At 40.7% G+C, this 15,333-nt stretch carries 14 protein-coding genes; 6 read left to right on the top strand and 8 right to left on the bottom strand.

Annotation, left to right across the window (positions count from 1 at the left end):
• Window positions 1–68: 68 nt before the first annotated feature.
• On the bottom strand, window positions 69–1,079 hold the full coding sequence (locus MKO06_RS06740; RefSeq protein ID WP_241550021.1) for a hypothetical protein: 1,011 nt from the start codon (window positions 1,077–1,079) through the stop codon (window positions 69–71).
• A 146-nt stretch (window positions 1,080–1,225) separates the two neighbouring features.
• Between MKO06_RS06740 and MKO06_RS06735 the strand changes: the two genes are divergently transcribed.
• From MKO06_RS06735 to MKO06_RS06725, 3 genes are read left to right on the top strand one after another with little or no spacing between them, the layout of a single operon-like run.
• On the top strand, window positions 1,226–1,951 hold the full coding sequence (locus MKO06_RS06735) for an SDR family oxidoreductase (protein ID WP_241550020.1): 726 nt from the start codon (window positions 1,226–1,228) through the stop codon (window positions 1,949–1,951).
• 11 nt (window positions 1,952–1,962) lie between these two features.
• Window positions 1,963–2,211: a hypothetical protein gene (locus tag MKO06_RS06730; protein WP_241550018.1), complete on the top strand. Its 249-nt coding sequence runs from the start codon at window positions 1,963–1,965 to the stop codon at window positions 2,209–2,211.
• A 45-nt stretch (window positions 2,212–2,256) separates the two neighbouring features.
• Complete coding sequence (locus tag MKO06_RS06725) at window positions 2,257–2,754, top strand: hypothetical protein (protein WP_241550016.1); 498 nt, start codon at window positions 2,257–2,259, stop codon at window positions 2,752–2,754.
• A 1-nt stretch (window position 2,755) separates the two neighbouring features.
• Here MKO06_RS06725 and MKO06_RS06720 read toward each other — a convergent pair whose 3' ends face one another.
• Entirely contained in the window at window positions 2,756–4,792 is a 2,037-nt protein-coding gene (locus tag MKO06_RS06720) for a protein-disulfide reductase DsbD family protein (protein ID WP_241550015.1), read from the bottom strand.
• Between the two features lie 220 nt (window positions 4,793–5,012).
• Here MKO06_RS06720 and MKO06_RS06715 point away from each other — a divergent pair, with 220 nt between their 5' ends.
• Together MKO06_RS06715 and MKO06_RS06710 are read left to right on the top strand one after the other, a co-directional pair.
• A complete protein-coding gene (locus MKO06_RS06715) occupies window positions 5,013–5,879 on the top strand; it encodes a bile acid:sodium symporter family protein (protein ID WP_241550014.1) in 867 nt (288 codons plus the stop codon).
• A 57-nt stretch (window positions 5,880–5,936) separates the two neighbouring features.
• A complete protein-coding gene (locus MKO06_RS06710) occupies window positions 5,937–6,503 on the top strand; it encodes a sigma-70 family RNA polymerase sigma factor (protein WP_241550013.1) in 567 nt (188 codons plus the stop codon).
• A gap of 45 nt (window positions 6,504–6,548) precedes the next feature.
• Here the strand turns inward: MKO06_RS06710 and MKO06_RS06705 are convergent, their stop codons facing one another.
• Window positions 6,549–7,013 carry an ArsI/CadI family heavy metal resistance metalloenzyme gene (locus MKO06_RS06705; RefSeq protein ID WP_241550012.1) on the bottom strand — a complete coding sequence of 155 codons (465 nt, stop codon included), beginning with the start codon at window positions 7,011–7,013 and terminating at the stop codon, window positions 6,549–6,551.
• A gap of 176 nt (window positions 7,014–7,189) precedes the next feature.
• Here MKO06_RS06705 and MKO06_RS06700 point away from each other — a divergent pair, with 176 nt between their 5' ends.
• Window positions 7,190–8,674: an aminopeptidase P N-terminal domain-containing protein gene (locus MKO06_RS06700; protein ID WP_241550011.1), complete on the top strand. Its 1,485-nt coding sequence runs from the start codon at window positions 7,190–7,192 to the stop codon at window positions 8,672–8,674.
• A 149-nt stretch (window positions 8,675–8,823) separates the two neighbouring features.
• Here MKO06_RS06700 and MKO06_RS06695 read toward each other — a convergent pair whose 3' ends face one another.
• From MKO06_RS06695 to MKO06_RS06675, 5 genes are all read right to left on the bottom strand, one after another.
• On the bottom strand, window positions 8,824–11,187 hold the full coding sequence (locus MKO06_RS06695) for a GumC family protein (protein WP_241550010.1): 2,364 nt from the start codon (window positions 11,185–11,187) through the stop codon (window positions 8,824–8,826).
• Window positions 11,188–11,191: 4 nt separating this feature from the next.
• Window positions 11,192–11,956: a polysaccharide biosynthesis/export family protein gene (locus MKO06_RS06690; RefSeq protein ID WP_241550004.1), complete on the bottom strand. Its 765-nt coding sequence runs from the start codon at window positions 11,954–11,956 to the stop codon at window positions 11,192–11,194.
• 30 nt (window positions 11,957–11,986) lie between these two features.
• Window positions 11,987–13,255 carry an exopolysaccharide biosynthesis polyprenyl glycosylphosphotransferase gene (locus MKO06_RS06685; protein ID WP_241549995.1) on the bottom strand — a complete coding sequence of 423 codons (1,269 nt, stop codon included), beginning with the start codon at window positions 13,253–13,255 and terminating at the stop codon, window positions 11,987–11,989.
• Between the two features lie 181 nt (window positions 13,256–13,436).
• Window positions 13,437–14,231, bottom strand: a complete 795-nt coding sequence (locus MKO06_RS06680) for a glycosyltransferase family 2 protein (RefSeq protein WP_241549988.1) — start codon at window positions 14,229–14,231, stop codon at window positions 13,437–13,439.
• 130 nt (window positions 14,232–14,361) lie between these two features.
• On the bottom strand, window positions 14,362–15,333 hold the full coding sequence (locus MKO06_RS06675) for a UDP-glucuronic acid decarboxylase family protein (protein WP_241549987.1): 972 nt from the start codon (window positions 15,331–15,333) through the stop codon (window positions 14,362–14,364).

Raw genomic sequence — 15,333 nt, 5'->3', positions numbered from 1 at the left:
GTAGGAAAACACCTTGTTTTTCAAGGATTTACTCCGTTAAAAAAATCTGGAAAGGCTTAGTATTCTGCTTATTGCGTATGATAAAACAGTGAAGTTACACCTGAAAAATCATACCTGAGATCTGGCGCCAGATTACCTTCCTTATCGCGGGCATCGTTAAAGGCAAGGATGCGCCCGCTGCCATTGGTAGTTTCAGCTACAAAAACGACGTTATAGGCAGAGTCATAGACAAGGTCACCCGGATTTCCCAAAAGCGTATTACCTCCAGCAATCCGTTTTTGCTGATCGGCCTGAACAAACCCGCCTGGAGCTGCCGTTTCGAATTTTGAAACAAAGTCCTCTACTATATGAATGGCACCATCTGAGTTGGATTCCATTTCACCAATATCTGAAAGAACCATGGTTCCATCTTCGAAATCCAGCCCATGCATCTGTAACAAACCCTGGAAGCCCACATGTTTATCGGCAGTAATGATCCTGTTTAAAGTATGGGTAGAAAGAAAATTTCTATAAACGGCAAGCCTGTTGGTCTCATCTACCGCAGCGTACAGGTCATTTCCTACAAATTCGATGCCCCACACCTTAAAACGGGTAGTGACCACGTTGCGTAAAATATAATTTCCAGAATTTTTGAAATAAATGAACAACCTGCCCTCGGCCGTGGTTTCATCTCCATCGAGGTCGGTATTATCTGAAACCACATAGAAGTTACCATTTATTGCAAGATCTTTTGGGTTTTCCAGATCATCAGTCCCTCCATAATCTGCTTCAATATCTGTTGTGACACCAGATTGGATCATACTTATATCTGAAAAGAATTCCAGCCTGGAATTGCCAGCAGAAACCAGGCTAAATCCGTCTCCCTCGGCCGAGAATTTGATCCCTGAAGCATTTACAGCACCCGTATTATAGGTGGTAACCTCCCCTGTGTTAATATCGTATCTCTTAACCAGTCCAGATCCACCTGTTGCATATAGATGTGCCGTAGAGGAAGTTTCAACACCCGAACTTAAATCATCCTTTGAGCAGGAAATGGCAGTGCAAATCAAAAAAAACAGGAAATACCTATAGGTTTTCAAAAGCATACATTTTTTTGCGAATATAAAATATAACGAACAAATATAAAGGATAGTTCAATGGAGTTAAAAATCTGTTATTTGAATGAATTTTAACGCAATTTCCATTCCTATTCTTCATATTAAAGGATTGCCAAAACATACCAAAAATGAAAGAGAAAGTAGCATTGATCACCGGTGCGAGCAGCGGGATTGGAAAGGCGATCGCAAAAAAACTTTCCGAAGAAAAATACATCGTCGTTCTCGCCAGCCGGAGTACAGAAAAACTTGCGCAGATACAACAAGAACTTCCCTTTAAAAGTGAAGTGCTAGAGCTAGATGTAAGTTCTACCGAAAGTGTTACCAGGGGTTTCAATAATATTATGGAGATCTACGGGCGAATAGATATACTGGTGAACTCGGCTGGAATTATGCCTTTGACCTATCTAAAGAACAGGCATTTGGATGAATGGTTGTCTACCGTAGAGGTGAATGTAAAGGGAACATTGCGATGTATTTACGCGGTACTACCCAGCATGAAGGCCAATAAAGGAGGGCATATTGTTAATATTGCTTCGGTAGACGGAAAGGAGATCTACCAGGGCGGTGCCATATACGGGGCGTCCAAGGCAGCGGTCATTGAACTTTCGAGAGCAATGCGAATGGAGCTTTCACCTGAATTCAACATTAGGGTTACTGCAATAGAACCCGGAACAGTTGACACCGATTTGCGTGAAGATATTACCGACGAGGAATTACTCGAAGACAAGGATTATGGCGGCGACGAGCCAAAGTTGAAACCCGAGCATATCGCCAATGCTGTCTTTTATGCCATATCTCAACCTGAAATGGTAAACGTAAACGAGTTACTTGTAAAACCAACAAAGAAATCTTAAAAATCACAATTATGAGCTTAGCACATATTTTAAAACTAGCAGGAAAATTTGCCATTCGAGGCTTTATTTTTAAAGCGGGAAAAAAAGCTGCCGTGAGGGGTGGAAATGTAGGAATTGCGGCTGGCGCATTGATCGCCGGTGGCTACCTTGCTTATGAACTCTTACAGGATAAAAAACGAAGGGAGAAAAACCACGAGGAACTGGCAGAGGCTGATGATATTGATGGATCTGATGAAGCGCTGCTAAGTGTGGAAGAATAGAATACCGTTTTTTCATTACTTTTAATCGAAACAAATTCGATTTTCATGAAATATCTCACGGTTTTCTGTCTCTTATTTCTTCCGGTATGGCTTTTTGCCCAGGAAGATTGCGCCTGTTGCACTCAACAACATAATCAATTCGATTTTTGGCTGGGGGAATGGGAAGTCTTTAATGAAGAAGGAGAAAAACTGGGAGAAAACCACATTAAAAAACTGGAGAACAATTGTCTTGTTAGCGAGAACTGGCAGGGCGATCGCGGCGGATCTGGCAAAAGCTTCAATTATTACGATCCTAAAGATGAAACCTGGAACCAGTTATGGGTCAGCAATATAGGCACCATTCTGAAATTAAAAGGAAAGGCTGAACCCGGAAAAATGGTACTAAAAAGCCAAATGGTAAAAGACAAAAAAGGCAATTACTACAACCAGATCACCTGGACCAGAAACCAGGATGGAAGCGTTAGCCAGTTATGGGAAATAATGGACGAAAACGACAAACTACTTACCGAAACTTTCAACGGAATTTATAGAAAGAAGGATTGACCTACTGGAAAACCGATTCGGAATTTTCAGAAAAAATAGTGGACCCGGATGACCCATTTTCTTTAAAATTCTCCAGTCCTTTTTCCAGCCATGCCTGGAATTCATTGGCATCTGGTTCATAGGCCGATGGCGCTACCAGTTTTTTTTCGGAATGATCCAGCATTACATAATAAGGCTGGGCATTCGCCTCATAGCGTTCGATTTGAAAATCACTCCACTTATTTCCAATTGTCTCGATTTCCTTTCCGGTAGTTTCAGAAATATATTGCTCAGACTCCGGAAGCGAACGCTTGTCATCAACATAAAGCGATACCAAAACCACTTTATTTCTTAAAATTTCAAGCACTTCTGGCTCGCTCCACACCCGTTCTTCCATTTTCCTGCAATTCACGCAGGCATGACCGGTGAAATCTACCAGTACAGGCAGGTCTACTTTTTTTGCATAGGCAAGGCCCTTTTCATAATCATGAAACGACACCAGGTCGTGGGGACCGTATTTGGCACCTTCGGGAAGTTCATTGCTGATTCCAGCCGAAGATCCTTTTGAGTTTCCTACCCCGTAAGGTGATTCACTGTACTGAAGCGGTGGTGGAAATCCGCTTATAATTTTCAAGGGTGCTCCCCAAAGGCCTGGCACCAGGTAGATCGTAAAGGAAAGCACCACAAGACCCATCAATAATCTTCCAACTGAAATATGTTCAAGCGGGGAATCATGTGGCAGGCGAATCTTTCCAAATAAATAAAAGGCCAGAGCACCAAATATCGCGATCCAGATCGCAAGGAAAACCTCGCGTTCCAGCAGGTGTAACTGCAGAACCAGGTCGGCATTTGAAAGGAATTTGAAAGCCAGTGCAAGTTCCAGGAATCCCAGGAACACTTTCACAGTATTAAGCCAGCCTCCAGATTTGGGAAGGCTGTTCAGCCAGCCCGGGAAGGCAGCGAAAAGGGCAAACGGCAGGGCAATGGCCAGGGAGAATCCCAACATTCCTATTATTGGGGCGATCCCACCTTTAGAAGCGGCCTCTACCAATAAAGTCCCAACGATAGGCCCGGTACAGGAAAAAGATACGATGGCCAGGGCCAGGGCCATAAAAAAGATACCAATTAAACCACCTTTATCGGCTTTTGAATCGATGGCTGTTCCCCAGCTGCTTGGGAGTACTATTTCGAATGCGCCCATGAAGGAGGTCGCGAATACAATAAGAAGTACGAAAAATGCTAAATTAAACCAGACATTGGTAGAAAGAGCATTCAGCGAATCAGCTCCAAAGATGAGGGTAACGAGGGAGCCCAGTAAAACGTAGATCACCACGATAGAAACTCCGTAGAAGATGGCATTCCTTATCCCCGCAGCTCTTGATTTGCTTTGCTTGGTAAAGAAACTCACGGTCATGGGGATCATAGGAAATACGCAGGGTGTTAAAAGCGCTGCGAAGCCCGATAAAAAGGCTACTATAAATATGCCCCAGAAGGAACGTTTTTCTTCAGGTTGATCCATATCTGCAACGCTCTCCTGCTGCTCCTGTTTAGTTTCTTCGGCTGCATTTGGATCTTTGGCCACTTCTTCAGCAGCCAAATTTTCATTGATGATAAAGGTGAGATCCTTTTCAGTAGGCGGTAAACATCGTTCATCGTCGCACACCATATACTCTACAACGGCAGTAATGGAACCTACTGTTTCACCTACCGATATTCTCTGGACAAACTCTGCCTCCTCATCAAAATATTTGATCCGCATTTCGAAGATAGGATCATCAATTTCAGTTCCTTCTTCTTCGGTGGTTTCGCCTATCAGCTCAGCCTTATTTTCCAAATTATAAGTAAAGGAAGTGGGGACCGGTCCGTTCTCAGGAACATCCTGGGAATACAAATGCCAGCCAGGTTCGATTATGGCGGTTGTTACCAGCTCATATTCATTCTCAGAAATTTCCCTGACCTGGGTTTCCCATTGAACCGGATCATAAATTTGAGCCTGAGCCAGGAAACATAGGAAAAAAGCGAAAAACGGAAGACTTTTCTTAAGCAGGTTTATGATCATATTTATCCAGTAACTGAAATAGTTTCTATTTGAGATAGCTCAAAATTAAGGAAATTAGCCCTAATTCCTTACCGCCACAAAAGTACCTAATCTACACAAGAAACTAAACCCACTAGTATTTTTTAGGATTTGCTGATTATTAACGTTCTCTTAGAAAGCATTCAGCCTTTAATTTTTAATTTAACCGTCACAACTAATCAATCATTTTTAATCCAACCGATTGCCAAACCTCGTAGACATTATCATGCCGGCTTCCATTGCCATCATCATGTTTGGAATAGGCCTGGAATTGAAATTTTCAGATTTTAAAAGGGTATTCCTGTACCCAAAAGCCATCCTGGTGGGACTTTCAAGCCAGATCCTGCTATTGCCTATTATCGCCCTGGCGCTGATCTATTTCTGGCCGATGGATCCAATGTATAAAATTGGAATCATGCTGTTAGCCGCCTGTCCTGGCGGAACGGCCTCTAACCTGGTGACCAAAATGCTCAAGGGAAGGGTGGCGCTTTCGGTTTCCATGACCGCGTTCAATAGTTTTTTGATCCTGTTCACCATTCCGCTAATAATCCAGTTTAGCTATTTCATTTTTGGATCGGATAGCCGAACCGTAAACCTGAGCTTCTGGGAAACCATGCAACAGATCACCACCAGCGTGGTGGCCCCGGTCCTGGCCGGAATTTTAATCGGAAATCTATTAAGTGAATCGCAACGCACAAGGCTGCACCAACCCCTGAAGTATATACTTCCTTCCATGTTACTCGTGGCCGTGGTCTTTGTGATCTTTTTTGACGATTCCACCAAAGATGTTCATTACCTGGATTACATCCCGTTGTTCATTCCTTTGATATTTTTTAATCTTATAAGTATGCTTGCCGGTTATTTCATTTCCAGAAAACTGAGGCTTAACAAGGATTCGGCCTATACGATTGCCATAGAGATCGGGCTTCAGAACAGCGTTCTGGCCTTATATATTGCCAACCAGTTGCTCGAAGAACCCGATCTTAGCCTCATTGCAATTCTTTATGGCAGTTTTTCGCTTATCAGCACCTTCGGGATCGCCTATATTTTGAAAAAATATTTCGATTAAAACATAGGACCTATCCCTATTTTTCAGAATTTTAGATTAATTCCTAATCGATTTTTTATGGAGCTTAACAGATATAAAGATATTTCTGAACACTGGCTAAAATACCAGGATGCCTTGCGAAATTATATTTTCCGGTTCGTGAAGAATGCAGATACCGCAAACCATCTTTCTCACGAGGTACTTATGAAAGTGTATGCTTCCTGTTGTTCCGGGAGAGATATTAAGAACATTCGATCATGGCTTTTCCAGATCTGCTACACCACCTGTATGGATCATTTTAAACAGGAAAACAAAACCACCGAAATAAAAAGTGATTTTAAAGCGATTGAAGAAGATCTTACTTATGAGGAAACCGCTGAATTAATGAGTTCGCTCATCAATCTTCTTCCATTGAAGTACAGTAAGCCACTGGAGCTTTCAGACATCCAGGGATTAAAACAGGAGGAAGTAGCCAACTTACTGGGATTAAGCCTTACCGCTACCAAAACAAGGATACAACGGGCACGCCAGAAGTTAAAAGAACAGATCCTCGAATGTGGAAATGTTGAAATCAACGACAAGGGAAACCTTACCGGTTTCCAGTTAAAATCAGGCTGCAAACCTTTGCAAAAAAGCGGGAAATAAAAGAGAAGAGCACCTCTTTGAGGTGCTTTCTTATGCCAGGTTTTCTTAAGCAGAACAACTTCCGTCACAGGCCACGGCCGATTCATCCTTTTTCCAGTTTTCCATACTTTCAGGAGATTTTTTTGCATTCCTGCCTTCCCCATACACAGTGGTCTCGCCATAGGTGAAAAAAGCTTCCCAGTCTACCCCCTGAGGATCGGTGATCCAGGATTTTTCACTCTTTGAATAGCAGCAGGAACAATCGCCTTCTTCGAAGATCTCTCCTTTTGCACTTTCAAAATTCCTGTAAACTTCCTGAAGTTCTTCCTTACTTTCGGTTTGTATCCCCAGGTGTTCGATCCCGTTTTCAGCATGACCATTAGAAATGGCAAAATTTATTTTGGGATCATCAAGCATCCATTTTGCATAATCTGATTTTTGAACGCTTGGCTGTTTTGCGAACAGCGCGGTATAGAAGTTCATACTCTCCTGTAAATCCTTTACCCTGATGTGTACGTGAAATGTTTTCATAATGATAGAAATTTGATTTTTATTCTTCCTTTCTACCATGACTGGAAAGCATCAAAAAAGACGCAAAAATTTTTTACTTTTTTTCATCTTCTTTTTCCAGCAATTGATCTAACAGGGCTAGCCTGCCTAATTTTATGGGGAAAAATGCTATTTTTAGACAATCAAATTTTTATCCCATGAAAGCGTTTTTCAGCATTTGTTTATTCCTGGTTTCGAGCATCATTTTTGCTCAGGAAAACCAGCCAACCGATTTTTTATCTTCAGAATTCCATAAAGAGAGAAGACAGGCCTTGAGAGAAAAAATGCCGCCAAACTCGGTTGCCGTATTTTTTGCTAATGCAGTGAGAAACCGTGCGAATGATGTGGACTATGTTTATCACCAGGACCCGAACTTCTATTACCTCACCGGTTACAGGGAGCCTCACGCTGTATTGCTGGTGTTTTCTGAAGAACAATCAGATGAAAATGGCAATAGTTTTAATGAAATGATCTATGTACAGCCAAAAAATGAGTTTGCTGAAATGTGGACCGGCAGAAGGCTTGGCGCCGAAGGCACAAAATCGAAATTAGGATTTGAGCAGGCTTTCAATAATTCTGAATTCCTGGAAAACAAGATCAATTTCAAGGGTTTTGATAAGGTAATGCTGAAGCCATTTCAGAATGATTATCGAAATACCAGGGATGAATCAGATCTTTTTGACCTGATTAGTCATTTCAAGAATCAAACCGGATATGAAATGGCAATTACAAAGGAAACTTCAGAAGATAAGAATGTGAATATCGAAATCAACCAGGGCAGAGAGGTAAAGCCTGAAACCGCCAATATCGATACCAAGATCCTTAATCAATATATGGCAGAATTGAGACAGGTAAAGACCGAAGAAGAACTGAAATTACTCACTAAAGCTGTACGCATCTCGGCCCAGGGACAAAGAGAGATTATGAAAGCCATGCATCCAGGCATGTCTGAAACCGAGATTCAGGGAATACACGAATATGTTTACAAAAAATACGGTAGTGAGTATGAAGGTTATCCTTCGATAGTTGGTGCCGGTGAAAACGGATGTGTGTTGCATTATATAGACAATTCCAAAACAAAGGTTGAGAACGACCTTGTTTTAATGGACCTGGGAGCAGAATACCATGGCTACACAGCCGATGTTACCAGGACCATCCCTGCAAATGGCAAATTTAGCCCGGAACAAAAGAAGATCTATGACCTGGTTTACAAAGCCCAGGAAGCCGGGATTAAAGCCTGCCAGGTTGGAAACGAGATAAGCGCTACCAATGTGGCCACCAAAAAGATCATCAACGAAGGGCTTGTGGAACTCGGCATAATCGACAGCGTGAATGCCAAGCATATGTATTTTCCTCATGGCACCTCACACCACATTGGCCTGGACGTACACGATCCCGGAGTTTATGGAAAATTCGAGCCTAATATGGTACTAACCGTGGAGCCAGGAATTTATATTCCGGAAGGTAGCCCCTGTGATGAAAAGTGGTGGGGAATTGCCGTAAGAATTGAAGATGACATTCTTATTACCGAAAACGGGCCAATAAACCTTTCGGGTGAAGCGCCTCGTAAATCGGAGGAGATCGAAGCACTGATGAAACAGGATAGCCCGTTAAGCAATTATAAATTGCCTGAGCTTGACTAAGCAAAGGATAACTTTTCAATTAAAAAATAGGTTAGAAATAGGATTGCCAAAAATTCAGAAGAAGTAATTTCGATTCTGGACCGAAAAGGTTGAAAATAAAAATCCCACTAGAAATTAGTGGGATTTTTATTTTCAATATCGTACGAATATTAGAAAGGCAGAAAAGCTCGCCATTGAAAAGCTGATTTTTTGCTATTCATATAACCATAACCGTACTTATTCCCAAAACCAAGGTCACTTTTTGAGACGTTGTTGAGTATAAAGGATACGTTTGGCATTACCCCCCTTTTATTAGATTCCAAAACATAATTCAGTACATCTTTATCAGTGAAGTTCGCTTTGATCACGAACAGGGTAGCATCGGCGTATTTATTGAGTAATAGCGTATCTGTCACCAGCATGGTAGGCGCCGAGTCTATAATGACATAATCATATTCCTTCTTAAGATCGGTTAATACTGTATCCAGCTTTTTTTGTCTTAGAAGTTCAGAAGGATTTGGAGGAATACTCCCCGACCCAAGGATCTCAAGGTTAGGATTGAACTTTGACGTTTTGATAAGATTCCTGATATCCTGTTCGGCATTGGCAAGATAGTCGCTCAAACCCCTTCCGGTACTTTTGTTTTTTTGATATTCATTCAATTTGGGGTTTCGAAGATCGGCTCCCACCAGTAATACCTTTTTATCATTATAACTTAGAATAAGGGCAAGATTAAGTGCTGTAAAAGTTTTGCCCTCCCCTTTGATAGTAGAGGTAACCAAAATATTCTTGCCCTTACTCTGGTCATCAGAATTCACCAGTAGAAAATGTAAATTGGTAATTAGGAATCTAAATGCCTCTGAAAGCATGGAGTGATCATTGTGTTCAATTTGAAGATCTTCTTTATTTTTTACGGCTGGCAATTCTCCAATTATGGAAATATCTCTTGTTATTTCCTCAACATCTTCACGATTTCGAATTTTATTGTCTAAAAGATCTCTTACGTAAATCACAGAAAAAGGAAGAAAGAGACCCAGTATAACCGATCCAAGCAAAATGCTTCTTGAATTAGGTGAAACTATAAACCCGGAGCTAAAGGCATTATCCACAATTTTGGCCTTGGGTGCCGTCACCGCCAGCTCCAGTGAATTCTCCTCTCTTTTTTGCAAAAGGAAAAGGTAAAGCGCCTCTTTGATATTCTGTTGCCGTTCGATACCTCTGTACTCCCGTTCCTGGGAAGGAACTGCCAGGATTTTAGATCCAATGCTTTGAACCTGCCTGCTTAGATCATTTTGTGAGATCTGCAAATTATTACGCAATCTCTGCAGGCTTTGAAGAATATTAGATTTGATCTGAGTTACGTTATCATTAATGCTAATAACTGCGGGATTCAGTTCGGTCGAGCTTTTCATGATGCGATTGCGCTGAAGCACCAGATCGTTATATTCAGCAATTTGGGAATTAACGGCACTTTCCTGAATTCCCAGATTTGCAGGCAGCAGTTCTGAATTGGAGCTGGAAGAAAGATAATCCAGCATGGCATTCACCAGTTCGAGTTGGGTGCCTACTTCCTGTCGCTTTTGATTATATTCACTTGCCGTTTGAACGAACATCTGGGACTCAGATTGTATATCGGTAAGGCGATTGCTTTCCTTAAACTCCTCTTTTCCAGATTCGATATATTCCAGTTCATCGTTGATAATATCCAGGCGGTCGTTGATGAAATTAGCAGAATTTCCTACCAGTAGATTTTTATCTTCAATGGCATCCCGGTTAAACTCAAAGATGACCTGGTCTATGACGTCTTTCGCTTTCTCAACAACGGGATCTTCGAGCACCAGATTGATTACATTAGAATTATTTTCGGCCTTAAAGACCTGTAAACGGGTACGATACCTATCTGCTGCTTTTTCGAGATCTGTAAAATTCACAATAATAGGAGAAAAGTTTTCCACCCCATTTTCAGGATGAATCACCACACTTGTAAAACCCAGGTCTATTGGTGAGTCAGGGCTTGCCCTGACTTCTTTAAGATTACTCAAATCAATTATAGACAATTTACCCTTTGAATAGGAAATTTCGAAACTTCCTCCTCCTGTACCCTGTTCTTCATTTTCATTGAACTTTAGGATCTTAAGGTCAAAAGGAAGGTCTTTATATAATTCCACATCCCTAACCTGACCTTCAATGTAATAGGAAATATTTAAGTCTAATGCCTTAACCACGCGCTTCATCAACCTCCTTGATTTAAGGATCGCAATTTCCTTTTCAAGATTGTTTGTTTTAAGACCGGCGGCGAGACCTACATCAAGCATTTCAGAACTGGAACCGCTTCCGGACTCCTCATTGATTATGATACTTGCTGAAGCACTATACACCGGAGTAGAATATCGAACATAGGTCACACCTCCAATTACCGAAAGAATCACACCTATCACAAACCAATACCAGTATTTAAGATACTTCTGCAGCTCCTTACGAAGGTTGAATTTTCTAACCTGTTGTCGTACCGAATTATTATCTGTATAAGACATGATATTAGTTTGTTACCAGTATTACGGTTGAAATAAGGAATGATAGAATAGCTATATATCCAGATGCATTATTAATAACACCGGCTGATTGTCTCCTGGTTCCTATGGGTTCCACGTATACTACATCATTTTGCCTTAGGTTAAAGTAAGGTGAATCCACCGTTTTAAAGTCTGTAAGATCGAGATAGGCCTTGGTTTTGGATCCATCATTTTCCCTAACCACCATCACATTATCCCTCCTGCCAAAAATGGTCATATCACCAGCCATGCCTAAGGCCTGGGTTAAACTGATATAATCATCCTGAATAATAAAAGTTCCAGGATTCTGCACTTCTCCCAGTACACTAATCTTAAAGTTAAGGACCCTTACATTTACTATGGCATCTTTTACATATATGGAGATCGCATCCTTAATTTTTTTTGATAATTCGAAAGTATTGAGACCTTCTACCTCTATGGTCCCTAAAACTGGAAATTCTATGGTGCCATCTGCTGCCACCATATAAGTCTCCAGTTCTACATTAGCCCCCATATTTGCCTGGGAGGTAACCGATTTGGTTAGATTAAACGGAATCGCAGCCTCCTGCTCGGGTGTGGATACCCGAATAGTAAGCTGGTCGTTAGGCTGAATCTTAAGGTTTTTATTTAAATCGAAGTTTACATTATCCAGGTCATTTTGATAATAAACTATCTCCTGACGGGATACACAGGAACTAAATACAATGAGCATAAAAATGCCCGAAATACAATGGGTTAGGGAGGGCTTCATAATAAAAGAATTTTTGGTGTTTAACTAATTTTAGTATGCATTCTCTTCACCGCGAAAACAATTGTACACGGTTTGATAAATAATTTTAAAATCGAGAATGGGGCACCATTTTTCTAAGTAGAAGATATCCAGCCTGGTACGATTAATAATATCCGACTTTTTTTTGATTTCTCCTCTATAACCTTTGATTTGGGCAAGGCCGGTTATTCCAGGTTTTGCGTAATGTCTTACCAGGTATTTATTAACAGATTTTGAATATTCCATAGTATGAGCTTCCATATGAGGACGGGGTCCCACTACACTCATATCACCCTTGAGAACATTAAAAAACTGAGGGAATTCATCAAGGCTGGTTTTGCGTAAAAATCGTCCTACACGTGTCACCCGGCAATCACCTTTTGTGCACATTTTAGCATTGGCGTCTTCGTTAATCCTCATCGAACGGAATTTATAGCAGTAAAAGGATTGCTGATTATATCCATGCCGTAATTGTTTAAAGAACAAAGGACCTTTGGATTCCAGCCTCATCGCGATATAAACAAGAGGCATTAACCATGACATTATAAATATGATCACCAGTAGAGAGAAAACAGTGTCGAAAACCCGCTTGCCAAACCTGGCATAATTCAACTCAAGAGCTGAACTTCTTATGTTCAGAACCGGTAATGTTTCGAAGAGTTCGGCATACATGGATCTGGTATATATCCCTTTATTATCTGGAATAAGCTTCAGCTTTTTAAAGTTGTTATCGGCGAAGTGTATCAGTTTTTTCACCTCGCAATCTGATAATTCCGAGACCAGGCAATAGATCTCATCTACCTTATTTTTAATGATAAAATCGAAACAGGTATCAAAGTTTCCCAGGTAATCTTTCGCTTCTGTCTCGAAATGGTGGAAATAACCAAGATATCTATAACCATAATCAGAACGGTGGAAAATCTTCCTGACTTTGTTAAAATTCCTTCCGCAACCTATAACCACTACATTTACATAATTCCCTCCATTTTTTCTGTACCATTTTCTTACCCTGAAAAATGTCCATCTGAATATCGCTAACAGGAAAAATATAACAGTTAAAATAATTAGCTGGCGCCTGGCGTCTAGCTCAACTTCACGGAAAGCGAATACTGCGAAATATGCCAGGGTGAATATGAAGTACTGCATCACAAACTTGTGAAACCTCGTAATAAACCGTTCCTTCCGCTCAAGCGTATAGAAGCTTAAAATGATGGATATCACAATCCAGCCAAGGTTATAGAAAATTATGGCAAACCTATCTATATAGGTCTCTGGGGTCATTACATATAACGTAAGATTTAATATGAGCAAGTGAATCCCTAATGAAATAGGAATTATAAAATCTGACCCTTTGATACTTCTCACAGCTCCCATTTTCTTCGTTCCCTTTTATTGATTCTCTCAGCAGAACTATTCTTTTCTCCCCTTTCTCGAACTCAAATACTTTTTAGATATTGATATTTTATCTTTCAAGGGAAACTGGCAACTTCAATATCGAATCAAAGTTCATAAATCGTGGTTGCACATATTGCGGTACTTTTCTGCCTATTTTACAGAACAGCGTAAAAACTCCTAAAAGCCTATGTTTCTGAATAATATCAAGATCTTCAGTGGATTTGCGCTTTTGAAGATTCAAAGTGGTGCTTTTTCCACCCATCCTCATTTTCACGATCCATTCATTCAGGAATTCTTTTTTTAAGTGTTCATCTTCAAACCATCTAAGCGACATATCATAATCACTCGCTATGGAATAGTCCAGGCTATACCATCCGTGTTTTTGGTAGACCTCTTTTTTGACATAGATAGTGGGGTGTAATGGAATCCATCCGTATTTAAGAAATCCTTTCCTGAATTTCCTGCATGAATAAATACGTTTTATCAATTTTGAATTTCTCTTTCCTATATACATGCCATGACCATAAACCAGATGGGCATTCGAATTACTAAAAGCAGCTACTATCCTGGCTATGGTTTCATTTCCAAAAAGCAGATCATCTGAATTCAAAATGCCAATAACGTCTCCAGAGGCTTTTCGTATCCCCTTATTATAGGCATCAAAAATTCCCTTATCCTTTTCGGAGATATAATAACCCAGTTTATCTTGGAACTTTTCGATCTCCTTTTGGGTACCATCGCTACTACCCCCATCAATAATGACCAGTTCTATATTCTTATAAGATTGATTTAAAACTGAGCGAATACATTCTGAAATAGTATCCACATTATTATAAACCACCGTAATTATTGAAATTTTCATTTTCTAACGTTTTCTATGGTTAAACTTGAAATCCTGGCTTAAAAAGCAGATGAATATCATGGTATTCCCGGGGCGGGAAGGCTAAAGAAATTTTAGGGAAACTGAAGACACAGATTTGACCTTGGGCTTCTCAAACCCTTATAACATTCCTGAATACTTCATTTTTAGAAAGTACAGAATCAAAATAAGATATTGTTTCCTGCAATCCCTCTCTTAATTGCACCTTACATTCCCAACCTTCCAGCTCATGCCGGGCTAAAGATGTGTCCGGTTGTCGCATTTTTGGATCATCTTTTGGCAATTTTTTATATACAATTCTAGAAGACGACCCTGTTAGTTCGATAATATTTGCGGCCAGCTCAGCGATGGTAAATTCGTTCTGGTTACCAATATTCACCGGCCCCAGGAACCCCCTGGGTGTGTGCATCATGCGAATCATTCCATCAATGAGATCTGTAACATACTGGAAGGACCGGGTTTGACTACCATCTCCATAAATGGTAAGATCTTCTCCTTTTAAAGCCTGAACTATGAAATTAGAAACTACCCGGCCATCATGTGGATGCATTCGCGGCCCGTAGGTATTGAAGATCCTTACTATTTTAATATCCACAGCATTCTGGGTATGATAGTCCATGAACAGGGTTTCTGCACATCTCTTTCCCTCATCATAACAAGACCTTGGTCCAATTGGATTTACATTGCCCCAGTAACTTTCAGGCTGTGGATGTATCTCGGGATCACCATAAACCTCACTGGTACTGGCCTGCAGTATCCTGGCTTTCACTCTTTTTGCCAGACCCAGCATATTAATAGCTCCCATCACCGAAGTTTTAATCGTCTTAATTGGATTAAACTGATAATGTACTGGCGATGCCGGGCAGGCCAGGTTATAGATCTCATCGACTTCTATAAAATAAGGCATTGTTACATCATGTCTCACCAGTTCGAAATATGGTTCATTCAAAAGATGAACTATATTTTTCTTGGTCCCGGTAAAATAATTATCCAGGCAAATCACTTCATTTCCTTCTTTCAGGAGTCGTTCGCACAGATGCGAACCCAGAAAACCAGCTCCTCCGGTTACTAAAATTCTCTTCAT

The sequence above is a fragment of the Christiangramia oceanisediminis genome (assembly GCF_022570735.2).
In the GTDB taxonomy this organism is placed as follows: Bacteria; Bacteroidota; Bacteroidia; order Flavobacteriales; family Flavobacteriaceae; genus Christiangramia; species Christiangramia oceanisediminis.
Note: the sequence above shows the minus strand (reverse complement) of the source record. Positions and strands in the feature narration are given on the sequence as shown.